This window comes from Algoriphagus ratkowskyi (assembly GCF_002150505.1).
GTDB classification, from domain to species: domain Bacteria; phylum Bacteroidota; class Bacteroidia; order Cytophagales; family Cyclobacteriaceae; genus Algoriphagus; species Algoriphagus ratkowskyi.
The window spans coordinates 20926-46584 of the sequence record NZ_MSSV01000019.1 but is presented as its reverse complement, the minus strand read 5'-3'; the positions used below and the strand labels follow the sequence as shown (position 1 = coordinate 46584).

At 39.3% G+C, this 25659-nt stretch carries 22 protein-coding genes; 8 read left to right on the top strand and 14 right to left on the bottom strand.

Annotation, left to right across the window (positions count from 1 at the left end; all coding sequences use genetic code 11):
* The first annotated feature begins 45 nt into the window (after nt 1-45).
* The 4 genes from BVH02_RS17240 (at nt 46) to BVH02_RS17225 (ending at nt 4807) form a co-directional block, all read left to right on the top strand.
* Nucleotides 46-1257 carry a bifunctional 3,4-dihydroxy-2-butanone-4-phosphate synthase/GTP cyclohydrolase II gene (locus BVH02_RS17240; RefSeq protein ID WP_086502761.1) on the top strand — a complete coding sequence of 404 codons (1212 nt, stop codon included), beginning with the start codon at nt 46-48 and terminating at the stop codon, nt 1255-1257.
* A gap of 91 nt (nt 1258-1348) precedes the next feature.
* A complete protein-coding gene (locus tag BVH02_RS17235; RefSeq protein WP_086502760.1) occupies nt 1349-1990 on the top strand; it encodes a hypothetical protein in 642 nt (213 codons plus the stop codon).
* A gap of 5 nt (nt 1991-1995) precedes the next feature.
* Nucleotides 1996-2781, top strand: coding sequence for a 5'/3'-nucleotidase SurE (gene surE, locus BVH02_RS17230; RefSeq protein ID WP_086502714.1), 786 nt, complete (start codon nt 1996-1998; stop codon nt 2779-2781).
* A 76-nt stretch (nt 2782-2857) separates the two neighbouring features.
* Nucleotides 2858-4807, top strand: a complete 1950-nt coding sequence (locus BVH02_RS17225) for a tetratricopeptide repeat-containing sensor histidine kinase (protein ID WP_086502713.1) — start codon at nt 2858-2860, stop codon at nt 4805-4807.
* Here the strand turns inward: BVH02_RS17225 and BVH02_RS17220 are convergent.
* The 4 genes from BVH02_RS17220 to BVH02_RS17205 form a co-directional block, all read right to left on the bottom strand.
* Nucleotides 4793-5665 (bottom strand): type 2 periplasmic-binding domain-containing protein, encoded by an 873-nt coding sequence (locus BVH02_RS17220; RefSeq protein WP_086502712.1) that lies wholly within the window; start codon nt 5663-5665, stop codon nt 4793-4795. The two genes, BVH02_RS17225 and BVH02_RS17220, sit on opposite strands and share 15 nt — an antisense overlap.
* 79 nt (nt 5666-5744) lie before the next feature.
* Nucleotides 5745-7070, bottom strand: coding sequence for an MFS transporter (locus BVH02_RS17215; protein ID WP_223271903.1), 1326 nt, complete (start codon nt 7068-7070; stop codon nt 5745-5747).
* A gap of 30 nt (nt 7071-7100) precedes the next feature.
* On the bottom strand, nt 7101-9539 hold the full coding sequence (locus BVH02_RS17210) for a glycoside hydrolase family 31 protein (RefSeq protein WP_086502711.1): 2439 nt from the start codon (nt 9537-9539) through the stop codon (nt 7101-7103).
* Between the two features lie 184 nt (nt 9540-9723).
* Complete coding sequence (locus BVH02_RS17205) at nt 9724-10755, bottom strand: LacI family DNA-binding transcriptional regulator (RefSeq protein WP_086502710.1); 1032 nt, start codon at nt 10753-10755, stop codon at nt 9724-9726.
* A gap of 361 nt (nt 10756-11116) precedes the next feature.
* On the opposite strand from BVH02_RS17205, the gene fbaA reads away from it, so the two are divergent.
* The 3 genes from fbaA to BVH02_RS17190 all read left to right on the top strand — a co-directional run bounded on the left by fbaA (nt 11117) and on the right by BVH02_RS17190 (nt 14304).
* Entirely contained in the window at nt 11117-12178 is a 1062-nt protein-coding gene (gene fbaA, locus BVH02_RS17200; protein WP_086502709.1) for a class II fructose-bisphosphate aldolase, read from the top strand.
* Nucleotides 12179-12251: 73 nt separating this feature from the next.
* The gene (locus BVH02_RS17195) at nt 12252-13799 is read left to right on the top strand and encodes an alpha-amylase family glycosyl hydrolase (protein ID WP_086502708.1); all 1548 of its coding nucleotides are present in this window, start codon (nt 12252-12254) and stop codon (nt 13797-13799) included.
* Between the two features lie 145 nt (nt 13800-13944).
* Entirely contained in the window at nt 13945-14304 is a 360-nt protein-coding gene (locus BVH02_RS17190) for a hypothetical protein (RefSeq protein ID WP_086502707.1), read from the top strand.
* Nucleotides 14305-14411: 107 nt separating this feature from the next.
* On the opposite strand, the gene pfkA is transcribed toward BVH02_RS17190, so the two are convergent.
* The 3 genes from pfkA to BVH02_RS17175 all read right to left on the bottom strand — a co-directional run bounded on the left by pfkA (nt 14412) and on the right by BVH02_RS17175 (nt 17909).
* Nucleotides 14412-15398: a 6-phosphofructokinase gene (gene pfkA / locus BVH02_RS17185; RefSeq protein WP_086502706.1), complete on the bottom strand. Its 987-nt coding sequence runs from the start codon at nt 15396-15398 to the stop codon at nt 14412-14414.
* A 3-nt stretch (nt 15399-15401) separates the two neighbouring features.
* On the bottom strand, nt 15402-15773 hold the full coding sequence (locus BVH02_RS17180) for a methylglyoxal synthase (RefSeq protein ID WP_086502705.1): 372 nt from the start codon (nt 15771-15773) through the stop codon (nt 15402-15404).
* Nucleotides 15774-15866: 93 nt separating this feature from the next.
* On the bottom strand, nt 15867-17909 hold the full coding sequence (locus BVH02_RS17175) for a S9 family peptidase (protein ID WP_086502704.1): 2043 nt from the start codon (nt 17907-17909) through the stop codon (nt 15867-15869).
* Nucleotides 17910-18094: 185 nt separating this feature from the next.
* Between BVH02_RS17175 and mscL the strand changes: the two genes are divergently transcribed.
* Nucleotides 18095-18511, top strand: a complete 417-nt coding sequence (gene mscL, locus BVH02_RS17170; RefSeq protein ID WP_086502703.1) for a large-conductance mechanosensitive channel protein MscL — start codon at nt 18095-18097, stop codon at nt 18509-18511.
* 204 nt (nt 18512-18715) lie between these two features.
* Here the strand turns inward: mscL and BVH02_RS17165 are convergent, their stop codons facing one another.
* From BVH02_RS17165 to BVH02_RS17135, 7 genes are all read right to left on the bottom strand, one after another.
* Nucleotides 18716-19156 (bottom strand): hypothetical protein, encoded by a 441-nt coding sequence (locus BVH02_RS17165; RefSeq protein WP_143244234.1) that lies wholly within the window; start codon nt 19154-19156, stop codon nt 18716-18718.
* Nucleotides 19157-19158: 2 nt separating this feature from the next.
* On the bottom strand, nt 19159-19515 hold the full coding sequence (locus BVH02_RS17160) for a hypothetical protein (protein ID WP_086502701.1): 357 nt from the start codon (nt 19513-19515) through the stop codon (nt 19159-19161).
* A gap of 34 nt (nt 19516-19549) precedes the next feature.
* Nucleotides 19550-20098 (bottom strand): RNA polymerase sigma factor, encoded by a 549-nt coding sequence (locus tag BVH02_RS17155; RefSeq protein ID WP_086502700.1) that lies wholly within the window; start codon nt 20096-20098, stop codon nt 19550-19552.
* A gap of 107 nt (nt 20099-20205) precedes the next feature.
* Nucleotides 20206-21126 carry a universal stress protein gene (locus BVH02_RS17150; RefSeq protein ID WP_086502699.1) on the bottom strand — a complete coding sequence of 307 codons (921 nt, stop codon included), beginning with the start codon at nt 21124-21126 and terminating at the stop codon, nt 20206-20208.
* 434 nt (nt 21127-21560) lie between these two features.
* Nucleotides 21561-23036: a lipopolysaccharide biosynthesis protein gene (locus tag BVH02_RS17145; protein ID WP_086502698.1), complete on the bottom strand. Its 1476-nt coding sequence runs from the start codon at nt 23034-23036 to the stop codon at nt 21561-21563.
* A gap of 170 nt (nt 23037-23206) precedes the next feature.
* Complete coding sequence (gene feoB / locus BVH02_RS17140) at nt 23207-25339, bottom strand: ferrous iron transport protein B (protein WP_086502697.1); 2133 nt, start codon at nt 25337-25339, stop codon at nt 23207-23209.
* Between the two features lie 5 nt (nt 25340-25344).
* On the bottom strand, nt 25345-25572 hold the full coding sequence (locus BVH02_RS17135; protein ID WP_086502758.1) for a FeoA family protein: 228 nt from the start codon (nt 25570-25572) through the stop codon (nt 25345-25347).
* Nucleotides 25573-25659 lie beyond the last annotated feature (87 nt).

The window sequence follows — 25659 nt, the reverse complement described above, 5'->3', positions numbered from 1 at the left end:
GCATGTAAATTTGCTTTCCTAAGTACTAATCCAAATACAAATTTCGTGGAAAAATATATTCTAGATCCAATTGAAGATGCTATTGAAGCAATCAAAAATGGAGAAGTAATCATCGTTGTGGACGATGAGGATAGAGAGAATGAAGGTGATTTCATATGTGCCTCGGAAACTGTCACACCCGAAATTATCAATTTCATGGCCACACATGGTCGTGGTTTGATCTGTGCACCATTGATAGAAGATCGATGCGAAAAGTTAGGATTGGAAATGATGGTAGGGAATAATACTGCTGCTTTTGAAACTCCTTTTACGGTGTCTATAGATTTAATCGGACATGGTTGTACTACAGGTATCTCTACTGCTGATCGAGCCAAAACTATCAGAGCACTGGTGGATGACTCAATAAAGCCAAGCGAATTGGGCAAGCCAGGCCATATTTTCCCATTAAAAGCTAAAAGAGGTGGAGTACTAAGACGTGCAGGACATACGGAAGCGGCAATTGATTTAGCACGTCTAGCTGGATTTTCACCTGCTGGAGTTTTGGTAGAAATAATGAATGAAGATGGGACAATGGCCCGACTTCCAGATTTGGTTCATGTAGCAAAGCGATTTAATCTTAAATTAGTATCTATAAAAGATTTGATCGCTTACCGATTGAAGCATGAAACGCTGATACAACGTGAAATTGGTGTAGAACTGCCTACAGACTTTGGTGATTTTGAATTGATTGCTTTTCGTCAGACCAATACCCAAGAACTTCATTTAGCACTTCTAAAAGGGAAATGGGAACATGATGAACCGATAATGGTTCGTGTCCATTCTTCCTGTATGACTGGTGATATCTTTGGCTCATGTAGGTGTGATTGCGGTCCTCAACTTCATAGCGCTATGCAGATGGTACAAAAAGAAGGTAAAGGAGTGATTCTTTATATGAATCAAGAGGGTAGAGGAATTGGTTTAATCAACAAATTAAAAGCTTACAAACTTCAGGAAGAAGGGATGGATACTGTGCAAGCTAATCTTGCATTAGGATTACCTTCAGATAGTAGAGATTATGGTGTAGGAGCACAGATCTTACGAGACTTGCAGGTTAGTAAATTAAGACTGATCTCAAACAATCCTCAGAAGCGTGTAGGTTTGCTAGGATATGGATTAGAAATAGTGGAACAGATTCCTATTGAAATTGCTCCTAACAAGCATAATGAGCGCTATCTGCAAACAAAAAGAGACAAGATGGGGCACAATATATTAAAGTAATGTCTAGATCCTATCTTGATATTTGTTAATATTTCTTGAGGATTTCAACCCGCATACTACTTGTTGCGTAAATTAGGTCATGATGAAAACCATGAAAAAAGCAATATTATCAATTATCTTCTTGTCGTTGGGCGTCTCAACATTATTTGCTCAGAATGAATTTCCATCCAAAGTTTGGCATAAAGGAAATATCTATACTACTGATGGAAAAGTGTACGGCGGTGAAATCAAATACGATCTAGAAAATAATGTCGTTCAGCTTCAAGATCAGACGGTTGATACATTTTCAGCTACAAATGTCACCAATTTCGAGTTATTCGATGAAGTGTATGGTGGAGTTCGTAAATTTTTCAGCCTTCCTTACTCAATGGGTTCTGATTACGCAACACCTATCTTCTTCGAAGTTTTAACTCAAGGAGATGAGCTTGCTTTGCTTTGCAGAGAATATGTTGCCACTGATTCCAGAGGAATGGGAGGATATGGAATGATGGGAGGGTATGGTATGAATCCTTTCTATGGCCCACAATCTATGATGGGCTATAAATTGGCATTCAAGTATTACTTTTTGAAAAATGGTGAGATCAAGCAATATAATCTCAAGAAAAAAGATCTCTTTGAGATGCTTCCAGGTCATGATGAAGCACTGTCTCTTTTTATGCGCAAGAACCGTCTTGATTATGATAAAAGAGGGGATCTCCTTCGAATCACAGCGTATTACAATGAACTCAATTAATATAAATGTCGAAGCCTTTAATTCTCGTCTCAAATGACGACGGGATAACAGCAAAAGGGATACGTGTTCTCGTATCTATCATGAAGAAAATTGGAGACGTGATCGTGGTAGCTCCAGATAGTCCACAATCAGGAATGGGTCATGCTATAACTATAGGAGAAACACTTCGCTTGGAAGAGGAAGAGATTTTCGAAGGTGTGAAGGCATTTAAGTCCAGTGGTACTCCAGCTGATTGTGTGAAGCTTGCCAAGCATTACGTAATGAAGGACAGAAGTCCGGATTTGATTGTAAGTGGAATTAACCATGGTTCCAATACCTCTATTTCAGTACTTTATTCTGGAACCATGTCTGCTGCCATAGAAGGAGCTATGGAAGGGTATCCTTCTATTGGATTCAGTTTATGTGATTTTTCTTCAAAAGCTGATTTTTCACATGTGGAAAAATGGGTTGAGAAAATAGCGAGACAAGTCCTTGAAAATGGGATGCCGAAAGGAGTCGCATTAAATGTGAATTTTCCACCCAAGCAAAATGAGGAAATTAAAGGAATAAAAATATGTCGTCAAGCTGAAGCTAAATGGCAGGAAGAATTTTCTGAGCGATTTGATCCAAACGGACGAAAGTATTTATGGCTAGCAGGAAACTTTGTAAATTTTGATAAAGGAGAAGATAATGACGAATGGGCAATCGCTAATAATTTTGTTTCGATAGTCCCTTGCCAGTACGATTTGACTGCTCATCATGCAATTTCTCAAATACATAAAGATTGGGACTGGGAAAAACTTAAGAAGTAAGGTGTTAGCGGTTTGATTTACATCTTTTGATTAACTGATTTTCTTATTTATATCATTTAAATAAAATATTAACCGTTTGAATCCGAAAATTTACATTTTTCTTTTTTTTATCCTAACTGCATCTTTGACGGGATTTGCTCAAATTCCAAACATTGATAGTCTTCGAGCTGTTTTGCCTAATTCTGTCGCAGACGAAAGATTAACAGTATTAAATGAATTATCTACCTATCTACGTGAAATTGAACAGCAAGAAGCATTTGATTATGCATTGGAAGCTGAAAAACTTGCTCAATCCCTCAGTAATAAATCAGGTGAAGCAAAAGCCAAGGAAAATATCGGATGGATTTATTACCGAAGAGGCAAATGGCAGAAAACTTTTGATTACTCAAAAGATGCATATTTTTTAGCTATAGAAGGAGACGACAAAGAGACTGCTGCGCGAGTAATGAATAGTATGGGAGCACTTTACTTTGAGCAGCAGAATTATGAACTATCCAATGAACAGTTCAAAAAAGCATATGCTATAAGTAATGAAGTAGGTGATCTCTACACTATGATCAGAAGCTTAAACAATATCGCTTTCAGTTTCTTACGACTTAATGAGTTGGACTCTGCAATGTTTTATGTTTTGAAAGCCATCAATACCAATTTACAAGCAGGATCCCCCTATTTATTAAGCTTTTCAAACCGCCTCGTTGGAAATATTTACTACCAAAGAAATCAGCTTGATTCAGCCGAAATTATCTATGAGAAAGCAATAGAAAATGGAAAATCTCAAGGTCTTGACAATTTTACAGCAAGTGTTCTGAACTTGCTAGGAAAGACATACCTAGAGAATGGTAAACTCGAGAATGCTAGAAGAGTGTTATTTGAAGGACTAGAACTATCTCGTCAAAACGATATATATGAAGAACTTGCTAAAGGGAATCAGTATTTAGCAGCTTATTTTGCTCAAATAGGTGATTTTAAAAAGGCATTTGAATATCAATCTCAGTTTGTGTCCCTTAATGATTCTTTGGAAAATATAGCCAGCAGAGATAGATTATCACTTATGCAAGGTATGTTTCAGGATGATTTGGATCAATCAGAACTTGATTTGTTAGTGGCTCAAAATGAAACTCAAGCTACCGCCTTGGCGAGTAATCAGCGAACAATCCTATTGGTCAGTTTATCTTCCCTCTTGGTTTTTGTGTTCTTAGTTTGGTTGTTCTATCTAAATAGAAATATCAAAAAATATAATGCAAACTTAATCCTTCAGAAGCAGCAAATACATAAGCAGAACGCAGATCTTGAGGCCAAATCTTTGCAGCTTGGTGAAATCAATCAAACAAAAAATAAGCTGTTTTCTATACTAGGACATGATTTGAAAGGTCCGGTTGGCCAAGTTAAGTCTATTGTAGACTTGTTGATTGATGGTCATCTGAACCAAGAAGAGTTTGACGAGCTCATACAAAATTTGAAAAAGGATGTTGACTCAGTGTATTTCACTTTGAATAACACCTTAAAATGGTCAGTAGCTCAAATGGAAGGCTTTAAACTGCAAAAAAGAAATTTTAACCTTTCTAAACTAGTAAATACCACCATTACCTTAATCAATCCAGAGCTAAAGAGAAAGTCTCTAGAAATAGATAATACCTCCTTGCTTACTGATGTAGAGATTTATGCTGATCGAGATTTGATTGAAGTTGTGATCAGAAATATTCTCAGTAACGCTGTGAAATTCTCAAAGTCTGGTGATGTTATTAAGCTTTCGGTAGAATTAGATAACGATATGATTAGCTGGTGTGTAAAAGATAACGGAGGCGGTATGAAAGAAGAGCAAATCAATGAATTGCTTTCTTCAGAATATGTTATTTCAAATTCTAAACTAGGTACTAAAATGGAAAAAGGATCTGGTTTAGGGCTTCAAATTTGCAAGGAGTTTACTCGAATGAATGGTGGGGAGTTGACTATTAAAAGCAAAGTAGGGGATGGTACAAAAGTGTGTGTTAAAATTCCAGCCAGCAGCAAATTAATCAGTAATTAGTACCTGATCGTAGGTTAGTACCTTTTCCAGTTGGATTTCTCCTGAGATAATACCTAATGTTCTCATTGTGTTCATAGAAGTTATTAGCTGATTCTTGGAGATTCCAGCATCAATCGCCCAAGTCGTCTGCGCAATCCATTCTTTTACGTCAGTTTCATTTAGCTCGTAAATTTTGGATATATCTGCTACCGCAGAAGAACTGTCCATAAGCTTCAACGACTCTTGATAGACTAAGTCTCTCAATTGAAAAATCACATCATCAAATTCAGCCAGTGCTTTTTCTGTAGCAATAATCGCAAAACAAGGCCAAGGACTAGGAACTTCACCTATTCGCTTCATTTGCCCAGCATCTACCCATGGTTTGGTTGTGTACTTTTCCCACAAAAACATCTCTGGCTTTTCTGAGGACATCTCTTCCAGCGCTCCAGGTAAGTTATTAACTATTTTAAATTCCACATTTTCGGTATTCCAGCCTTCGCGCTTAGCTAGGACATAGCTCATCAATTGAGACCCAGAACCAATTCTGCTGATTAAAAATGTTGGATTTTGTATTTCATCAAGTGAATTCACTTTAGAATTTCCCGATATATGAATTCCCCAGTTTAAGGGAGAAATGACATGATAACCAATCATTTTCGAAGGATTACCCGCTTCAAAATCCTTTAAAAAACTTTCCGTTAGTACGATGGCGACGTCGGTATTGTCTTCTCTTAAATCCTTATTCATCTGTCCAGAACCTCTCGATTCATCTGTCCAGTGTAGCTTTATGCCATCCTTGAGAAAGGGTTGGGCAGCAACTACATTTCTCCAAGGAAAATTAAAATGCTCAGGAACACCGGTGATTCTAAGAGTTTTCATAGGTTCAGATTTGATAACTCCAAAGGTATGAACCGCAACTCAAAATAAGATTCCGCTCACAGAAATTATCTATACGTTTTTAATCATGAGCAGCTTTCCGGTCTGTGATCAGCAGATTACTCAATCCTGCAATAATGAGCAGTGTTCCAGCGAGGAGCATCGTGTTGATCACCGCTTCCCCGAATAGTAGCTTGTAAAGTAAATTTACTCCGCCAAGTGCTGCTATTATTTGCGGGATCACGATGAACATATTAAAAATCCCCATATAAACCCCCATTTTCTTTGGATCCACTGAGCTTGAAAGCATCGCATACGGCATCGATAGAATGCTTGCCCAAGCGATTCCAACAAAAGCAAAACATATATGAAGCATCCACGGCTCAGTGATAAAATATATCATAATAAAGCCTACTCCTCCAGCTACTAGACTGACTAAATGCAAAAGCTTACGGTTGATTTTATATTTACTGGTGAAAAAGGACAAAACCAAAGCAGCAAACATGGACATCAAACCATAAGTACCTAGGTAGTTCCCCACACTGTCGGCAGCATCATTATACGCTGCAGAACTTGTATCAGTCGCTCCAAAGATATGCTCTGTGATCGCTGGGGTGGCAAAACTCCACATGGTGAAAAACGCAAACCAAGAGAAGAACTGCACTACTCCAAGTTGCTTCATTACCAATGGCATATCTGCAATGCTCCCAAAAATCTCTTTAATTCCAACTAGGAATCCTTTGCTTTTGGCTTTTTCAGCCTCAAATTCCTCCATGTCTTCAGGCGGATATTCTTTCGTTTTTAGAATAGTATATAATATTGAAGAAAATAGCACGAAAGCGCCTATCGCGAAAGCATACTTAACTGAATCAGGGACTACACCTTCTGGAGCAGTGTTTGGCACACCTAGTTGAGTCATCATCCAAGGCAAATTGGAAGCTATCCAAGTACCGGTACCGATAATAAGTGTCTGCACTACAAAACCATAGGAGCGCTGGGAGTCTGGAAGTTTATCTGCTACCAATGCCCGAAAAGGCTCCATACTAATGTTGATTGAGGCATCTAAAATCCATAAGGCTCCTGCTGCCATCCATAATGCAGATGAGTAGGGGGTGAAGAAAAGTGCAATTGAACTAAGCATCGCGCCAACAAAAAAGTAAGGTTTTCTTCTTCCAAATTTCCAGTGCCATGTGCGGTCGCTCATGTATCCTACGATCGGCTGAATCAGAAGACCCGTTAGGGGTGCGGCGATCCAGAGCATTGGGATAGCATCTTTATCTGCACCCAGAGTTTGGAATATTCTGGACATGAATCCGCCTTGTAACGCAAACCCAAATTGAATTCCTAACATGCCAAAACTCATGTTCCAAATTTGCCAGAAATCTAACTTCTTTTTATAATTGGTCATTTGGGTTAAATTGAAACGGAAGTTTTGAAGTTAAACTAAACCTGTGATTTCCATCTTGGTGGATAGGATGGAGATATCTACGAATTGCAAGTTGGGAATGGATAAATGTGGAAAGCCAAGATCCGGTAGGGGATCAAACTCACTCAATTTATCTAGAAATGCAAAGCTCTTTTTGTTTACAGATAGGGTTTTTTTACCCATCATAATTTTGTCACTAGTGAAACCATGAAGATAAATCCTAATGACGTCAAATTGACTTGGAAAGCTTCCTGTTGCTTCACTGATAGAAAGTTTTTGGTTTTCTGGAGAATAGGTAAAAATCCGCTCGAGGTAGGCCCCAGTTTCGAAGTCATAGCTTACTCCATCGTCTTCATAATGAACATATTCACTTCCTTCCGCACCTGCATAAAGGTGAATTCTAAGTACTCCATCATTTTTAGCAGCGGTGTGGGCGACGCTATTTTGCATCGCTAGAATACTTCCCGCTTTGATGAATACTGGTAGATTATTCAAAGGACAATCTTGATAAATGACTTGGCCTCCTTTGGATGGTTGGTCCGTGAAAAAGTAGTACCAGTCGCCTTTTGGCAAATAGACTTTCATGATTTCTTTATAGCTTTCTACTGGTGCTATTAGGAAAGAATCACAGAATAAATACTGGTTTTGGTAGCTAGGAAGGAATACTAGTGGATCATCTGAATATGCTATGGCCAAACTAGCAGCAACTGGCAATCCAGTCTGGCTACTTTGACGAAACTTGCTATAAATAGTAGGCATCAACTTGTAGCGTAGCTTCATGTAGGTTCTTGAGATCTCTTCCACTTCTTCACCAAAGGCCCAGGGCTCTGCATCATTGCTATTGATCATTGAATGCGAACGAAAAAGTGGTGAGAAAGTAGCGATGCTCATCCATCGGGCAAAAAGAGATTTCGTGGATTCTCCTGCAAAACCTCCTACATCGTATCCTGAAAAGGATAATCCACTTAGGCCTAAGCTATTGACTAATCTCACGCCTGCCAGCATGTGTTCTTCAGTGGAGACATTGTCTCCAGTCCAGATTGCTGCAAAGCGTTGCACACCTGCAAATCCTGCTCTTGTCAAAACGAATGGTCGCCGATTTGGAAGATTTGCTTCTGAACCTTCCTGGGTGCTTTTGGCCATTTGCATGCCGTAGATATTTCTTGCTTTACGATGGGACGCAGTATTTCCATCATAATCAAACTCGATCAAATTAGGTGTAAACTGCCCCCAAGAAGCAGGTTCATTCATATCAGTCCAGAAGCCATCCACCCCAGCTTCTGTGTAAAAAGCCATTTTTTCCATCCACCAAGCACGAGTTTTTGGATTTGTGAAATCAGGAAATGTGCACCAGCCAGGCCATACTTGACCTTCATATGCTTTGCCGTCTGGATATTGAACAAATAGTCCCTGAGCTGTCCCTTCTTCGAAGGGAGCATAGCCTACTTGGGTTTTAATTCCCGGGTCTAGGATGACAACCACTCGAAAGCCTTTTTCTTTTAGTTTTAAAATGAGTCCTTTTGGATCCGTGAATTTCTCCCCATCAAAGCTGAATACTTTATACTCCTCCATGTGGTGGATATCCAAGTAGATCACATCAGCAGGCATATCTTTATCTCGAAAAGTACTAGCCAGTGTCAATACTTCTGTGTCAGGATAATAGGAATATCTACATTGCTGATATCCCAGTGCCCATTTGGGAGGCATTTTCATCTTTCCAGTCAGCTCAGTATAGCTACTGATGATCTCCGCGACACTTGGCTGATGGATGAAATAATAATCCATGTCTCCATCTTCAGCATTGAAATAAGCAAACCGATTGTTTGATGCTCCAAAATTGAAGACACTTTTATGCGTATTGTCTAAATAAATCCCATAGGCTTTTTGATCTATCAGCCCTATATAGAATGGAATACTTGCATAGAGTGGATCATCATTGATTCCGTAACCGAAGTAATCTGTATTCCAGTTGGTATAAGCTCTTCCTCTACGATTTAGATCTCCAGTTTTTTCTCCGAGACCGATAAATTTTTCATCTACCTGAAGTTCCTTGTAGCAGGTCACTTCTGTTCCTATCCACGAAATCCCCAATGAGTCATCCTTATTAAGAAGTGTACCCGATGCATCAAAAAATGTGCAAATCCCATTAAGCAATTCAAACTGAAGGTGAATAAGTGAGGTCTTGAGTATTAAGTAATCTTCCCTTTCTTCAAGGGAGAATTCGACAGGTGCAGCCTCAGCTATTACCGAGTAAGGGTTAGGATCAAAAGTAGAGTTTTGTGAAGCTTGAATTCTCAATGTTCCCTCACGGAAAACACTTATTTTAACTTGCGCTACTTCACTTTCTGCTAAAAATCCGTTACTGGTTTTTGTCCATTTTCCAATTTTACCTATAGGAATATATCGTGAAGAAGACTGGTTTTGGGAGGGCACTTGGTTGGTATTGATCATGTATAAGTTTTGCTAAATCATTCAGAAGCGAAACTAATTTAGGACCAAAAATTAATCTTAAAAATACTGGAACTCAGGCAATGCAAATAATTCAGGAGCTAAGCAGTAGGGTATATGCCTTGATTTGGAAATTTGACCTATTCAAACGTTTGCAAATAACCGAGAAAAAAAGAAGTTTTTTTTTTTAAAATCTTCTTGATGAATCTCTTTCCATCAGTTTCGTTTCCAAAATCAAGTTTCTCTCCATCGTTTCAACATCAAGCTTCTTCTCAATAATATCAATTAAAATCTCTGTAGCTCTAGCGCCCATCATAAATCCCGGTTGGGATACTGAGGAGAGTTGTGGGTCTAGCATAGCGCAAAACTGCCAATCACTAAATCCGACAATCCCGACTTCCAATGGGATCTTCAAACCGATATCCCGGCATGCCTTCATCGCGCCAACAGCTCCTATGTCATTGCAGGAGAAAAATGCATCTGGGCGTTCTGGAAGTGAATTGAACAACTCTGAAACTAATCTCTGGCCTTCTTCCAAAGTGCCGAGTGGGCATTCAATTATATTCGCTGGGTTCACTGATATCCCATTTTTCTCCAAAGCATCTCTATAGCCTTGTTCCCGATCAATGCTTATTTTAAGGGCTTTTGGGCCTGAGAGGTGCACAATATTTTTGTAACCTTGACTGATTAAATGTATTGTAGCGTCATAAGCTCCTTGGTAATCAGCTACCATCACATTGATGGCATTGGGAATAGCTGGAGCTCGGTCAAAAAAAACAATAGGGAATCCCTGATCCAGTACTCGGGTGAAGTGATCAAATGACTCGGTCTCTTTAGAATAACTCACCAATACTCCGTCGATTTGATTGGAAAGCATAGTTTCAATACTGGAAATTTCACGGTCTAATTTCTCATTGGATTGGGAAAGAATGACATTGTAGCCTCTAGATTGAGCGATGTCCTCTATTCCACTGATCACAGTTGAGAAGAAAAAATGGACTACCTCTGGGATAATAACACCGATGGTAAATGATCTGCTTTTGCGAAGGGAGAGCGCAATGGCATTCGGTCTGTAATTCATATTCTTGGCTACCTCCTTTACTCTTCGCTTAGTCTCATCACTGATACCAGGGTAGTCTTTTAACGCTCTGGATATGGTAGAAGCGGAGAGGTTAAGTTCTCTCGCTATATCTTTAATAGTAGCTTGACCTAGTTTCATGAGGTATATGTATAAAAAGTATGGTTTGATTTTACGTCTGCAAGTTACAAGCTATTGTTTTTTGAAGGAATTTGCCTAACTATTTTTTAGCTGATTCCTTTCAGCACAGCTCTGAGAAATTGTTCACTTATAACCTGTATGCTTAATTATTGGTTACCAAATCTGAGAAAATAATCGAATTTTTATTTTTCGCTTAATGTAATCTTTGAAATCGATTGCGTACAGAGAAATGCTTTTGTGAACAATATTTTAGAATTGGATGTGGGTAATTATAAGGGAGGGATTTATATCTTTGAAGCTTACGATGATTAACAGTACCTATCTGGTCTAATCAATTAGAAATAAACAAACCTAATACGATATGAAATTTAAACCTGGAGTAAAATACGGTGAGGAGCTTAGAGATCTTTATGCTTATGCTAAAGAGAACGAGTTCGCAATGCCAGCAGTGAACGTGATCAACACCAATTCTGTGAACGCAGTATTGGAGACAGCCAAGAAATTGAATTCCCCTGTGATCATCCAATTCTCAAATGGTGGAGCACAATTTTTTGCTGGAAAATCTCTAGCAAATGACAAGCAGCAGGCGAGTATCGCTGGTGGCATCTCTGGTGCTCATCACGTGCATTTGATGGCTGAAGCTTACGGTGTTCCAGTTATTTTGCATACAGATCATGCTGCAAAAAAATTACTGCCTTGGATAGACGGACTTTTGGATGCAGGTAAGGCTTATTATGCTACGCATAAAAAACCGCTGTATAGCTCTCACATGCTTGACCTTTCTGAAGAGCCTTTGGAAGAAAACGTCGAGATCTCTTGCAATTACTTCAAAGAGTTCGAAAAGCTGGAAATGGCTATTGAAATTGAACTAGGCGTAACCGGTGGTGAAGAAGATGGCGTAGATAATACAGACATTGATTCTTCTAAGCTTTATACTCAGCCTGAAGAAGTGGCTTATGCCTATGAGCATTTAAAAGAAATCGGGGATCTATTCACGATCGCAGCTGCTTTCGGTAACGTCCACGGGGTGTATAAGCCGGGCAACGTAAGCTTAAAGCCAATCATCTTGAAGAACTCTCAGGATTTCATCAAAGAAAAGCATGGCTTAACTGGTAAGCCGTTAAACTTCGTGTTCCACGGTGGATCTGGATCTACCCTAGAGGAGATCAGAGAAGCAAATAGCTACGGTTCGATCAAGATGAATATCGATACAGATATGCAATGGGCATTCTGGGAAGGTATCTTAAACAACTATAAAAAGAACGAGGGTTACCTTCAGACACAATTGGGCAATCCTGATGGAGCGGATGTTCCAAATAAGAAATTCTACGACCCAAGAAATTGGTTGCGTAAGGGCGAAGAGAACTTCGTGAAGCGTCTTGAACTAGCATTTGAAATGCTAAATGCTGTAAATAGAAACTAATTTGCAGTTTTATTATTGAAGAAAAAGTCACTTAATATAGGTGACTTTTTCTTTTCCATCTAATTCAACTTCCATGAAATGCACTCAACTTTTAGTCATGTCAAGTATGACCATACTTTCTGCCTGTAAATTGGACGATTTTTCCGAAGTCAAAAACTACTGGCCTCAAGCGGGTGTGACTTATGAGATTTTTGTTCAGTCTTTCAATGATAGCGATGGGGATGGAATAGGGGATCTGAATGGTGTCACCCAGAAGTTGGATTATGTTCAGGAGTTGGGAGCAAATGCGATTTGGTTTATGCCGATCATGCCTTCCCCGAGTTATCATAAATACGATGTGACGGACTACAAAGCCATTCATCCAGCTTATGGCACGATGGAAGATTTCAAGAATCTACTGGCAGAAGCGCATAAGCGAGACATCAAGATCGTGATCGATCTGATAATCAATCACAGTGGGAGCGGGCATCCGTGGTTTGAGGAGGCGCGCAAAGGCCGGGATAATCCATACCGGGAATATTACATTTGGGCGCAGAAGGACACCATTGCAGAATTCATCAATAAAAAAGTCATTACTCTTGACAGTGACAACATCCGACAATGGCATGATCCGGGAAACGGAGAAGATTTTTATTACGGATTTTTCATCGGAGGAATGCCAGATCTGAATTATGATAGTAAAAAGCTGAGGGATGAAATCTATGAAATCGGAAGATTTTGGCTGGAAGAAGTGGGTGTTGATGGCTTTAGATTGGATGCCGCCAAACATATTTTTCCGGATGATCGACCATTGGATAATCATGAGTTTTGGAAGGAGTTTCGCGCCAAAATGGAAGCCATTAAACCTGATGTTTATCTAGTAGGAGAGGTGTATGACAAAAAGGAAATCGTCGCTCCTTTCTTACCGGGGTTACCGGCCTTGTTCAACTTTGATTTTCACTACACACTACTGGAAGCGTTGAACACCGAAAACGGGATGTTGCTCGCCAAAAAGCAAAAGGAGATCTTAGACTTCTATCTGGGTATCACGCCAAATTTCATAGACGCTACCATCTCCTCAAATCATGATCAGCATCGTCTGCTAAATGAACTGGGAAGCGATGCTGACAGATACAAACAGGCAAGTGCGATTCTCCTGACGATGCCGGGAGCTCCGTATTTGTATTATGGAGAGGAAATTGGTATGCTGGGCTTGAAGCCAGATGAGCATATTCGAGAACCATTCCTTTGGGATGTGTCCGAAAAAGACAGCGGAAGAACGAGTTGGATCAAGCCCAATTATACTACTGATGCTACGGTGACCCCTTTGGCCATCCAAAGGAATGATCCTGCTAGCTATTTCAATCATTATAAAACACTTATCTCACTTCGAAACACTAATCCAGCTTTGGCAATCGGAACCTTGGACTTGCCAGAGGTAGAATATCCTGAGACCGTCATGGCCTACCATCGGGTATCTAGTGATCAGGAAGTGTTTGTGATTCATAACTTGGGTAAAGTCGAAGTCCTGTTGGATGTACCTGTGGGCTTTGAGGAAAAGCTTTTTTCCTTGGGTCAGACTACGTTTGCCGAAGGTAAAGTCAAGCTGGGGAAGAACGCGAGTATGGTGCTGGGGAGGTAAAGAAAAGCAAAATCTGAGGTCATCCGATAAGTGAAGGATTTACTCTAGGTTTTTAAGTAATCCTTTCACCATAAGAATTAAGATTTTTTGACCGATAGTTTCAATGTTTTGTTATAATTTATGTTCAAAAACTTATTTTAACCTCATGAAAAGGACTCAAAGGAATTTGCTGATTTTAGCAGTATTGCTAATCGTGTTTAGTAATCTTATTTCTGGTTATATAAATGTCTTTACACGAGGGTTATTTCCAACCTATCATTACCAAACTGCAAATGCTGAATTTGAATTTACAGCAATGCCATCCAAAGGAAGAGATGTAGAGATGATGGAGCATCACTTTCAGACTTTTAAGAATAACAACCCTAAAAGTGAAGAGCAGCAGGTTTTCCGCACTTTCAAACGAAATCCATTACAGTTTTGGAACTGGTATTCATATATGACAAATGATATTTATACTTATAAGTATCAACATCCAAATTCTAAAGGTAAATTAGTTATTAATTAGAAATTGATCTGGTGATGGTTCTGTGTGCATCACAAAAAAACCTTCGAACACTGATAGGTATCAGGACTCGAAGGTCTGCAAATAAAACCTAAAAGGTTAATAATATATTATGTAGAAAGGATCTTCGCTATTCTGAAATCATCCTCATCTACCGATTTGTCATCTACAATAGCTTTTTTGATTGGCGTGTAAACCACTTTATTATTGATTAAACCAGCCATCACATCGTATTTACCTTGAAGCAAGCCTTCTACCGCAGCTACTCCAAGTTTAGAAGCTAGAAGTCGATCGTATGAGCTAGGCGAGCCACCGCGCTGTAAGTGTCCTAAAATAGTTACTTTGATGTCGTAATAAGGTAGATGCTTTTTCACCATAGAAGCGATTTCATTAGCACCTCCACTTTTTCCACCTTCTGCCACGATGACAATGTTGGATGCTTTTTTGGCTTTGGTTCTGATTTTCAATTTGTCAACCAAATGCTCAATTGGCATTTTTTTCTCAGGAATCAAAATAGCTGCCGCAGCAGACCCTATACCTGCATTGATGGCAATGAAACCTGCATCTCTGCCCATTACTTCTACGAAGAAAAGTCTGTCGTGGGAAGTGGCGGTGTCTCGTATCTTATCTATGGCTTCGATGGCGGTGTTACATGCCGTGTCAAATCCTATAGTAGAATCTGTACCAGAAAGGTCATTGTCAATCGTGCCTGGTAAACCTATCGCCGGTACGCCAAATTCTTTGTAGAAAAGGTGTGCGCCAGTCAAGGATCCATCTCCACCGATCACCACAAGGGCATCGATACCATGAGACTTCAAGTTGTTGTAAGCAGTTTGTCGTCCTTCAAATGTACGGAACTCGGCACTTCTAGCTGATTTTAGAAATGTCCCCCCTCGCTCTAGCACATGAGTAATATGCTTGGATTCTAGCTTTTTAATATCATTCTGAATCATCCCCTCGTATCCGCGGTAGATGCCGTACATTTCTAAGTCATAGTACAATCCTGCACGTACTACTGCGCGAATTGCTGCATTCATGCCTGGGGAATCTCCGCCAGAAGTTAGAACGCCAATTTTTTTAATGGTTTTAGGTTCCATTGGTTAGGTTTGAGTGAAGGCTTTAAACATAAGTGCGGCCGAAGCTGGGTTGGTCGCTAAGGGGATATTGTGTACATCACAAATTCTCATCAGCATTTGAACATCCGGTTCATGTGGATGCTTATCCAATGGATCTCTGAAGAATACTACCATCGCAAGTTCTTTCTGTGCTGCCATGGCAGCAATCTGTGCATCACCCCCAATTGGTCCTGAGAGTAATTTTTGAACTTCAAATCCTGCTTTTTCAATATGAGATCCTGTGGTGCCAGTAGCAACCAATTCCACATCTGCCTGAAGCAGTCTGTCGCGGAATCCACTTAAAAAATGAACCATGTCGGCTTTTTTGCCATCATGGGCTATTAGAGCAATTTTCATTAAGTATAGTGTAATAGGTTTGTGCCAAAGTTAGGAAAAAATCTTTCCCTGAAGGCTTGGTGCTGCATATTTAACCGCTTGTTAACGCTGAGTTCAAATTAACTTTTCCAAATAGAACAGGAAGGTATATTCTAGAGCCATTTCTTTGAGGGAGTTGAATCTCCCCGATGCTCCTCCATGTCCTGCGTCCATATTGGTATGAAGGAAAAGTAAGTTTGAGTCAGTTTTTAACTCTCGGAGTTTTGCAACCCATTTGGTCGGTTCCCAGTATTGAACTTGGCTGTCATGAAGACCGGAAGTGATGAGTAGATTTGGATAGTCTTTGGCCTCTACGTTGTCATACGGTGAGTAGGAGAGCATGTATTCGTAGAACTCCTTGTCCTTTGGATTTCCCCATTCTTGAAATTCCCCGGTAGTCAATGGAATACTTTCGTCAAGCATGGTCGTCACTACATCTACGAAAGGAACAGCCGCAATCAGGCCGTTGAATAGGTCAGGACGTAAATTCATCACAGCTCCCATCAGCAATCCTCCTGCACTTCCACCCATAGCATATAGATGATCTGATGATGTGTACTTCTCATCAATCAGATGCTCCGCACAATGTATATAATCAGTGAAGGTATTTCGTTTTTTCAGCATTTTCCCATCCTCATACCATCCACGGCCCAGGTCTTCACCTCCTCGGATATGTGCTATGGCAAAGACAAAACCTCTGTCCAACAGGCTCAATCGACTACTGGAGAAGTAGGCATCCATGCTGTAGCCATAGGATCCATAGGCATAGAGTAAGAGCGGATTTGAACCATCTGGAGAAAAGGTGTCAATTTTATAAACCAGAGAGATAGGTATCATCTTGCCGTCAGCAGCGGTCGCCCAGATTCTGGCAGAAGTGTATGCTGTAGCATCATATCCCCCCACAATTTCTTGTTGCTTGAGCAAGGTCTTCTCTTTGGTAACCATATTGTAATCAAAGGTACTGGCTGGTGTCACGAGAGAGTTATATCCAAAGCGCAGTATAGCTGTATTAAACTCTGGATTAGTGCTGATCCAGGCGGTATAGGTTTCATCGTCAAATTCTAAAGAGTGACCTTCCGTTCCATCCCAAGGTTTGATGTTGATTTTGCACAACCCATTACTTCTTTCCTGTACGACCAAAAAGTCAGAGAAAATATCAAAATCTTCAAGTAAAACGGTATCTCTGTGAGGAATCACATCTTCCCAGTTTTCTAGCTGGGGATTGCTGATTGGAGCTTTTACCAGTTTGAAGTTTTGAGCTTTTAAATTGGTTCTAATCCAAAAATAGTCTTCATAATGATCAGCTGCGTACTCCAAATGGGGTATTCTCTCTTGAAGGACTGTGAATAGTCCGGTAGGATTACTGGCATCCAGAAACCTCATTTCGGAAGAAATAGTGCTTTCAGAATGAATAAGAATAAATTTTTCCGATTTAGTCTTATGAACTACACAGGAAAATTCTTCGTCTTTTTCGGTATAGATCAGGACATCTTCCGCTACTGTTGTGCCAAGTTTATGAGAATAAACTTGATGAGAGCGAAGTGTATCTGGATTCTGTTTAGTGTAAAAAAGCGTCTGATTATCTTCTGCCCAAGCATAATTCCCCGTGATCTCAGGGATATAATCAGATAGTATTTCTCCCGTCTCCAGATTTTTGAAATGAATCGCATAGATTCTTCTTCCGACTTCATCTGCTGCGAATGCAAGAGTTTTGAGGTCTGAAGTGGCAGCGGTTCCACCTACTTGATAATAAGATTTTCCTTCTGCTAGAAGATTGACATCAAGAAATACCTCTTCATCAGCTTCTAAACTTCCTTTTTTGCGACAATACAAGGGGTATTCTCCACCCGTTTCGTATTTCACGTACCAGAAATAGCCAGATTTAAAGTAAGGAACGCTTTCGTCGTCCTCCTTAATTCTACCTTTCATCTCCTGAAAAAGGTTTTCTTGAAAATCTTCCGTGGTTTTTAAACTTGTTTTGAGGTACTCATTCTCAGCATTTAGATAGGCTATGACTTCAGGATTATCTCTATCACGCATCCAATAATAATTGTCAGTGCGCTGATGACCATGCGTTTCTAAGAGCTGAGGGATTTGTTTGGCTTGGGGTGCCTGCATTTTAAAGTAGTTAAGGGTGCAATGTTAGGGAAAAAAATGAGCCTAAAGTTCTATTTTAGGCAGGAAAAAAGGGGGTCAATGGCAGTTATACCTATTTGAAATGTCTTTTTAATAAATGTGATTCTTGGAAAGGAGAGAATTTTTTAAAATATTCATTGAATAATTGAACCATTAACCAAAACCGTATGGGATTTTTAAAAGAGTTTAAAGAGTTTGCTGTAAAAGGCAACGTAATCGATCTGGCAGTAGCCGTGATAATTGGTGGAGCATTCGGGAAGATTGTTGCTTCCTTTGTGAAAGATATCGTGATGCCACCTATTGGCATGTTGTTAGGTGGGATGGAATTTACTGATTTGGCGATTGTGCTAAAGGAAAACAGTATAGGTCCTGCTGGCGAGGAATTAGGCCCAGTACTACTTACTTATGGTATTTTTATCCAGAATGTTGTTGATTTCATAATAGTAGCATTTGTAATTTTCTTGGCTATTAAAGCGCTAAATAGCATGAAAAAGAAAGAAGCTGCAGCTCCAACACCTCCACCCCCAGCACTTTCAAAATCTGAAGTTTTGCTAGAAGAGATTAGAGATCTATTGAAAAAATAAAGAAATAGAAAAAGCGGCTTCAAGCCGCTTTTTCTATTTTATTCAATTTTTTACTAGTAATAAGTCATAAAAGAATTAGTAAAACTACCGTTTGATATTATTTCGGTCTTTCCCTTTCAAAATATTTATTGAAGTTTCTTCTAACTCGCTGTTCAAAGTAACTATGACTATTAAAACACTGATTTCTATCTGATTGGGTTTATCCTATTGTTTTTTATCGTGGTCACGTTTTTGATAAATATGTCTGGCAAATTCTCTGGATAATCCATTTAACAGAATGATTTGATTGTAAGTAATTACGCTGGATAATTCATTGACAAACTTTTCTTCATCTACGATCATTTTTCGTTCTATATCAAATCTTCTGGCAAGTCGTGATTTAGCATCTACTTCAGAGAGTTGAATATCTTTGACTCTTCCTAATTCAGACATTTCTTTAAGATTTTTTTCTCTCGCATCATTGAAGACATTGAAAATTGGCCAGAATTTCTGCGCTTGTTCTGGTTTTAGGTCTAATCTCGTGGTGATAAAAGCTACTCTAGCAGCTTCTAGTTTTTCACGGTCATAGCCATTATCTGTGCGTTGGGCCAGTGTAGTTCCTGCCGCCATGAAGAACAAGAGAACTATTAATGTATATTTTTTCATAGTTAGTACCAGTTTTTATCATATTCATTTACTACCTCTACCTCGTACATCATCTCCTCGAAAATGATTTGATCCAGGATTTCTTCAGGGTTATCTACCATACTAAGCACGTCCTCAGCGGTCCAATATTGGCTTTCTATATAGAAAGCAATCTCATCATCCATGGATAATGTTTCAACCTGCGATTCAGATGAGGTGAACTGCCAAACTCCAAAGCTGAGTACTAGTAAAGCAATAGCAGCATATTTCATCCAGTGGATAGACGTCTGGGGTTTTACCTTTTTAATAATATCATCTGGAAGATTATCGAAATAATTTTCTGGAGCTCGGAAATCCTGAATTTTAGGAATTTTTTGCATGGTATAGGTTTAGACTAGGTTGGCGGTCAATAGTTTATTCATTGGATAAGGAAAGTTCGATTTTTTTCACTGCATGGTGATAGCTGGCCTTGAGGGCGCCTATACTTGTGCCAGTTATTTCAGACATTTGCTCATAGGTGAGCTCTTCCTGATATTTCAGATGAAATACAAGTCGCTGTTTGTCAGGTAAGGTAAGTAAGGCCTTTTGAAGTAAACGTTGTATTTCATCGCCATCGATATTTCCAGGTTGATCAATAAAGGACTCTAATTTTTCTTGATGGTCGTCGATGGAGAAGAAATATCGCTTTTTCTTTTTTTCCAAAAAAGTCAAAGCTTCATTGGTAGCGATTCTGTAGAGCCATGTAAAAAGGCTGGATTGTCCTTGAAATTTGTCGATGTATTGATGTGCTTTGATGAAGGTGTTCTGCGTCACATCATCGGCATCTTCATGAATCAAAACCATTCGTCTGATCACATGATATACGCGCTTTTGGTAAGTCAGAATTAACTGCCTGAAACCCAGATCCCGAGTTTTGGGATTTTGGATGAGTTGGAGTATTTCCTGGTCACCATTTTTATTCATTCTTCTTTTAGACCCAAGTTATAGAAAAGGGTTTAGAAGCGTGACGAAAAAAGAGACTTAAGACTTGATTTTCAGTGTAAAAAATAATCCTAGTAGTTATGTTTCAGTTAGATTTCTAGAATATAATCTAAGATTCCTGCATTCTTGCCTTTTGGTCTAGTTACCAGAAGAGGAATGCTGTCATTGTACTGAATCAATCGCTCCGCCATACTTCCGATGAAAAGTGCGGTGGCTGCAGTACGACCTTTGGCACCTATTATTATTCCATCTGCTTCGATTTCTCTAGCTTTTGCTACGATTTCTTCCACTGGATCATCATTCACATCTTGGGTATAGACCGGAGTGATTTTATTTCCTTTTGTATCAATTTTTCGAATGAATTTCTTGTAATTGATCTCCGCGTGCATGCGCATAATTTGAGTGAATTCTGCGTAGCTTTTTCCAGTATAATGATAACCTGAAGGAACGGTGAAAACATTCTGACAGACGATTTCAAGACCTCCATGCTTTTCGGCTATCATAATAGCTTCTTCCAAGGCGTCTTTAGAATAATCAGAAAAGTCACTTGGTACTAATAAGCGTTGCATCTTGGTGGCAGACCCTTCAGGAACGATGAGTAAGGAGCAGCTTGCACGTCTGGCAAGTCTGGAAGAAGCTACACCAGTGCCAGGGAGATGAACCTTACGGCCTATCAGGATCATGTCCGCAGATTTCTCTTCGGCTAGCTTTAATATTTTCTTGGAAAGAGAACCTTCTTTAACAATGTAATTTAATGAGATGCCCTTAGGATTTTTGAAGTGCTCATTGACAGTGGCCTCCATTGCTTCCTGTCTTTCATTAATCATGTTCTCTACCAAATTAGGAAACTCCTCCAGCACCTCTTTTGGGATGCTAAGGTTTTTAATCACATTTACGAAATAGATTTTTTTGGTTTGATTGACTTGAGCAATAAATGCTGCATGCTGAACCAAGGTTTGATCCAATGAAGTCTGATCAAGGCAAACGACCATTTTTTTAATCAAATACATATAGCGCCAACGGTTTTAGAAATGCAAATTTAAGTGTAAAAGGGGTAAGAACTTAGCTTGATACTGAAATATAATTTCGAATAATTACTTATTTCTTATATTTATTGCTTTTTGAGTTTTAAATTAGTCATGCTGGAGAAATAATATTCTGAATTAAGGCACTGTATTCTAATGTTTTTGGGTTAATTCACAACGCATAATCGGAATCAACTCCCAAATTTGCCAACCTACCGTGTAATATATCGTATATTTGTTATGTCCGGGTCGCCGACATGTTCAAACTTCACAAATTACATAATTACCGAGTAAGCCCTTCCCAAAAGCAGGCCTCATCCCGCACATGCGGGACCTCGCCCTTCAAAAGGCAGGATAACAGTGGAAGTTTGCGGTAAAAAGGCAGCTCAAATCTTGTCAAGTAGGAGGTTTGCAACACTCTAAGATCCGGACTTTTTTATTTTATTTTTTATCCATTCCCACTCATCATTACCCACACCTACCAATCTTGAGAAAAACCAGTAACTGACAAGAACTAACAAGCTGGTAAATAACATATTCACGATAGTTGACTCAAAGTATGAATTAAGGTAGCTGGGCATATAAGCAGTTATCCCTACCAAAATAATTTTTACTGTTTCCCACGAAAAAGGGTCGAAACCGAGTTTGATTTTTAAGAACACGTATTTCACTAGATTGTATAGAAACATCACAGCTACTGAAGCCATAGCAGCACCATCTATTCCATAGATTGGGATCAATAGGTAATTTAAGCCTATAATTAAAATACTCATTCCGATAGTCACAACCAGGTTAAAGCGGTAATGCTTAGAGAAAACCAGTATTTCACTATTAACAGAGAATACTACATCGAACAGTTTTCCAAGCCCTATTAAGACTACAACATGTTTTCCTGCTACGTATATTTCTCGATTTGGAATAAAGTAGTACACGTAGTCCAAATTTGAACATATACCTACAAATAAAAGTAGGCAAATATACAGTTGACGGTTAGAAACCTGCTTGTACAGCGTATTGATTTCGGTGAGGTTTCCTTTAGAAAAATGATCTGCGATCACAGGCATCACTACCTGAGAAATAGCCCTGCGCGGCAATTCTATTACTAATGCCATGCTAAATGCAATTGTATAAATAGCATTTGCTTCTAGGCTAATCATCGAGCTCACCATGATACTATCGATCTTCATGATTAACGTAGATGCTGCAGTAGCGAGGAAGGTAATTAAGCTGAACTGTATAAAAGAAGTACGGAAACCTTTAGGGAATGTACTCCAACGGAAGTCAAATTTCAGGACTCCCAACCAAAGTAAATACATCAAAACTCCCAGCAAAGCGAATCCATATACGGCTACCAAACCCTGCATCACTTGTGGGAATGTAACCCATCGGAGTAAATATGACCCTACAAGAATTCCTGTGAGTAAGCGTAGAAAAACCTCCCGAACTAAGGTAGGGACGGCGACTTTTAGAAAGGAGCGGCTATAAGCATCTAGTATACTACTCAGTAAAGCAAATAAAGTTATGAGCAATACAATCCCAAAAAAGTCAATTATTTCAGGTGAATTGACTGCAAAGACTTCGATGATCTGAGATTTGAACCCTAGAAATATAATACTGATTGTGGCAAATCCTATCAGGGAAAAGACTATTCCATAGCTTAAGAATGCAGATTGATTGGATTTGAGTTGAGGGAAATAGCGGGTGATCCCATGACCAACTCCTAACTGAGCGAATGGAACGAATAGAAGACCTAAGTCTTGTATAGTGCGAAATGCCCCCAGTTCAGATGCGTCAAGAGCATATGGATATAGCCAAAGTACATTGACATAACCTATGACAACTCCTAGGTAGGAAAAAATGGTTGTTTGAATACTCTGCTTGGCTACGCTGCCCATGAGCTTAAAAGTATCAAAAAACTAATGATGAAATATAGCTAATGTCAAGATTCAGGGTTTGGCGCATTTGTCACAGCCAGACGCTGAGCTTGATTTGAAGAAATATTTTCTCACTAAATAAGCCAATGCTACTAATACGATTACGCCAACTAGAATTTCTTGCCACATAATTAAGATAGAATTTGATATACCAAAAGCGCTGAGAAATACGCTAATGCTGTCATATAGACTGTTTGAATTAACGGCCATTTCCAGCCTTTAGTTTCCCGATAGACCACAGCTAGCGTACTCATACACTGCATTGCAAAAGCATAGAATACCATAAGTGAAAATGCCGTAGCAGTATTGTATACTTTTTCTCCAGTTTCTGGATTGATCTGCTGATTGAGTTTTTCCCTAATCGTGAGTTCATCTTCAGTATCTGCCCCAATACTATAAATAGTAGCAATAGTGGATACAAATACTTCACGAGCTGCGAAGGAAGTGATCAAAGCGATACCAATTTTCCAATCATAGCCAAGAGGCTTGATCGCAGGTTCTATTGCTCTTCCCATGATTCCGATAAAGGAATTCTCTAATAAATGAGATGATGTTTCATTTTCGATTTCCGCAATTTGTTCTTCAGAAGTTGCAGCCTCTACTTTAACTTGAGCTTCAGCTCTAATCGCATCCATTCGCTCTGGTGGACCATAAGATGCCAATACCCATAGAATGATCGATATAGCAAGAATTACTTTTCCAGCTTCGAACACAAACGTCTTGGACTTATTATACATAGTCAGCAAGACATCCAGCCAACGTGGTGCACGATAAGTAGGAAGCTCTACCATCAAAAAGCTTTTCTCCTCTGATTTAAGAATATGTTTCATAACGAATGCAGTCATGAAAACTCCCACTACACCAAGTAGATAAAGACCCAGTAAGGCAACAGCCTGAAGATTGAATATCCCAAGAATAAACTCATCAGGAACTACTAAACCAATGAGGATTATGTAAACCGGCAAGCGAGCTGAGCAACTCATCAACGGAGTTACCATAATAGTAATGATCTTCTCTTTCCAGTTGCCAATGTTTCTTGCTGCCATCACACCTGGGATAGCGCATGCTACTCCGGATACAAGTGGAACAATACTTTTGCCATGAAGTCCAAATGGGCGCATCCATCGATCCATCAAGAAGACGACTCTGGACATGTAGCCAGTGTCTTCTAAAATAGCAAGGAACCCAAAAAGCATAGCAATCTGAGGAATGAAAATCACCACACCACCTATACCAGGAATTATTCCTTCAGTAATTAAGCTGGTAAGCACTCCTTCTGGAAGAGCATTTGAAACCCATCCGGAGAAAGATGCGAAAAAGCCATCTATCAAATCCATAGGCACTGATGCCCATGCAAAAATGGCTTGAAATATAAGAAGAAGAATAGCTCCAAAAATTACATAGCCGAAAACAGGATGAAGTAAAATCTTATCTATTCCTGATTCTTGTTTTATATCTGGAGTTTTTACAACGGCTTTTTCAACTATAGCAGTGATTTTTCTATAGCGAATTTTAGTTTCTTCAAGCTGTGACTTTTCTAAATCAAAATTGGTTTCAGCGAGCTTACTTTTTATCCAAGCTCGATCTTCTTGAGAGTAAGTTTTGTCTTTCTCTCCAAATCGTAACATCTGATACGCTTGATAAGAGTTAGAAAGCTTGAATTTCTTTTGTACTTCAGCTAGTAAATTAGCGTCAACAACTTCTTCTATAGTAATGAAAGATGACTTTTTGCTGAAATTTTGGTGATGAATTAGTTCGCGAATTTGATCTAAACCTTTCTCCCCACGAGCATCCGTACTCAGGATAGGTACACCTAATGCTTTGAATATTTCGAAGCTTTTGATTGCTATGTTCTTCCTTGTAGCAATATCTGCCATGTTCAGAACCAAAGCCAGATTAAGACCCAAATCAATAAGTTGCGTCGCTAAAAATAACCCTCTTGAAAGCTGGCAAGAATCGATCACCATCAATACAAACTCGGGACGCTCAAGCTCATTGAGCTGGTTCAACACTCTGTGAGCTATTATTTCGTCTTCAGAATTTGGATATAGACTGTAGGTGCCAGGAAGATCTATGATCTCATAGCTACTACCATGGTAATGCATCCAACCCGTTTTTTTATCAACAGTTACTCCAGGATAGTTGCCGATTTTTTGACTCAGACCAGTGAGCTGGTTAAAAATGGTTGATTTTCCAACGTTGGGGTTTCCAATGATGGCGATTTTCGGAGACTTTACTAAGGAGGGGGTTGTTAACTCGGGCATGAAATTCAGAGCAATTGTACTTCGATGAGTGAAGCTTCAGTTTTTCTTAATGCTAAAATTGATTCATCAAGTTTGAAGGCCATAGGTCCTCCTAACGGTGCAGAATGATGAAGTGTAATAGTCTTTCCGGGCAAAAACCCGAGCTCCATCAAATTGATTTTCAACGGGGAATCCAAGATTTCTTGAATAATTGCTGCTCGGGTGACAGGTATAAAATCAGCTGTTGTAAACATAGTATTTGAATTGGCCATGTTGACCGAATGCAAAAATAGACTTATTTGGAATAAATCTAAAGAAAAATAAAGAAGATTTTAATCATG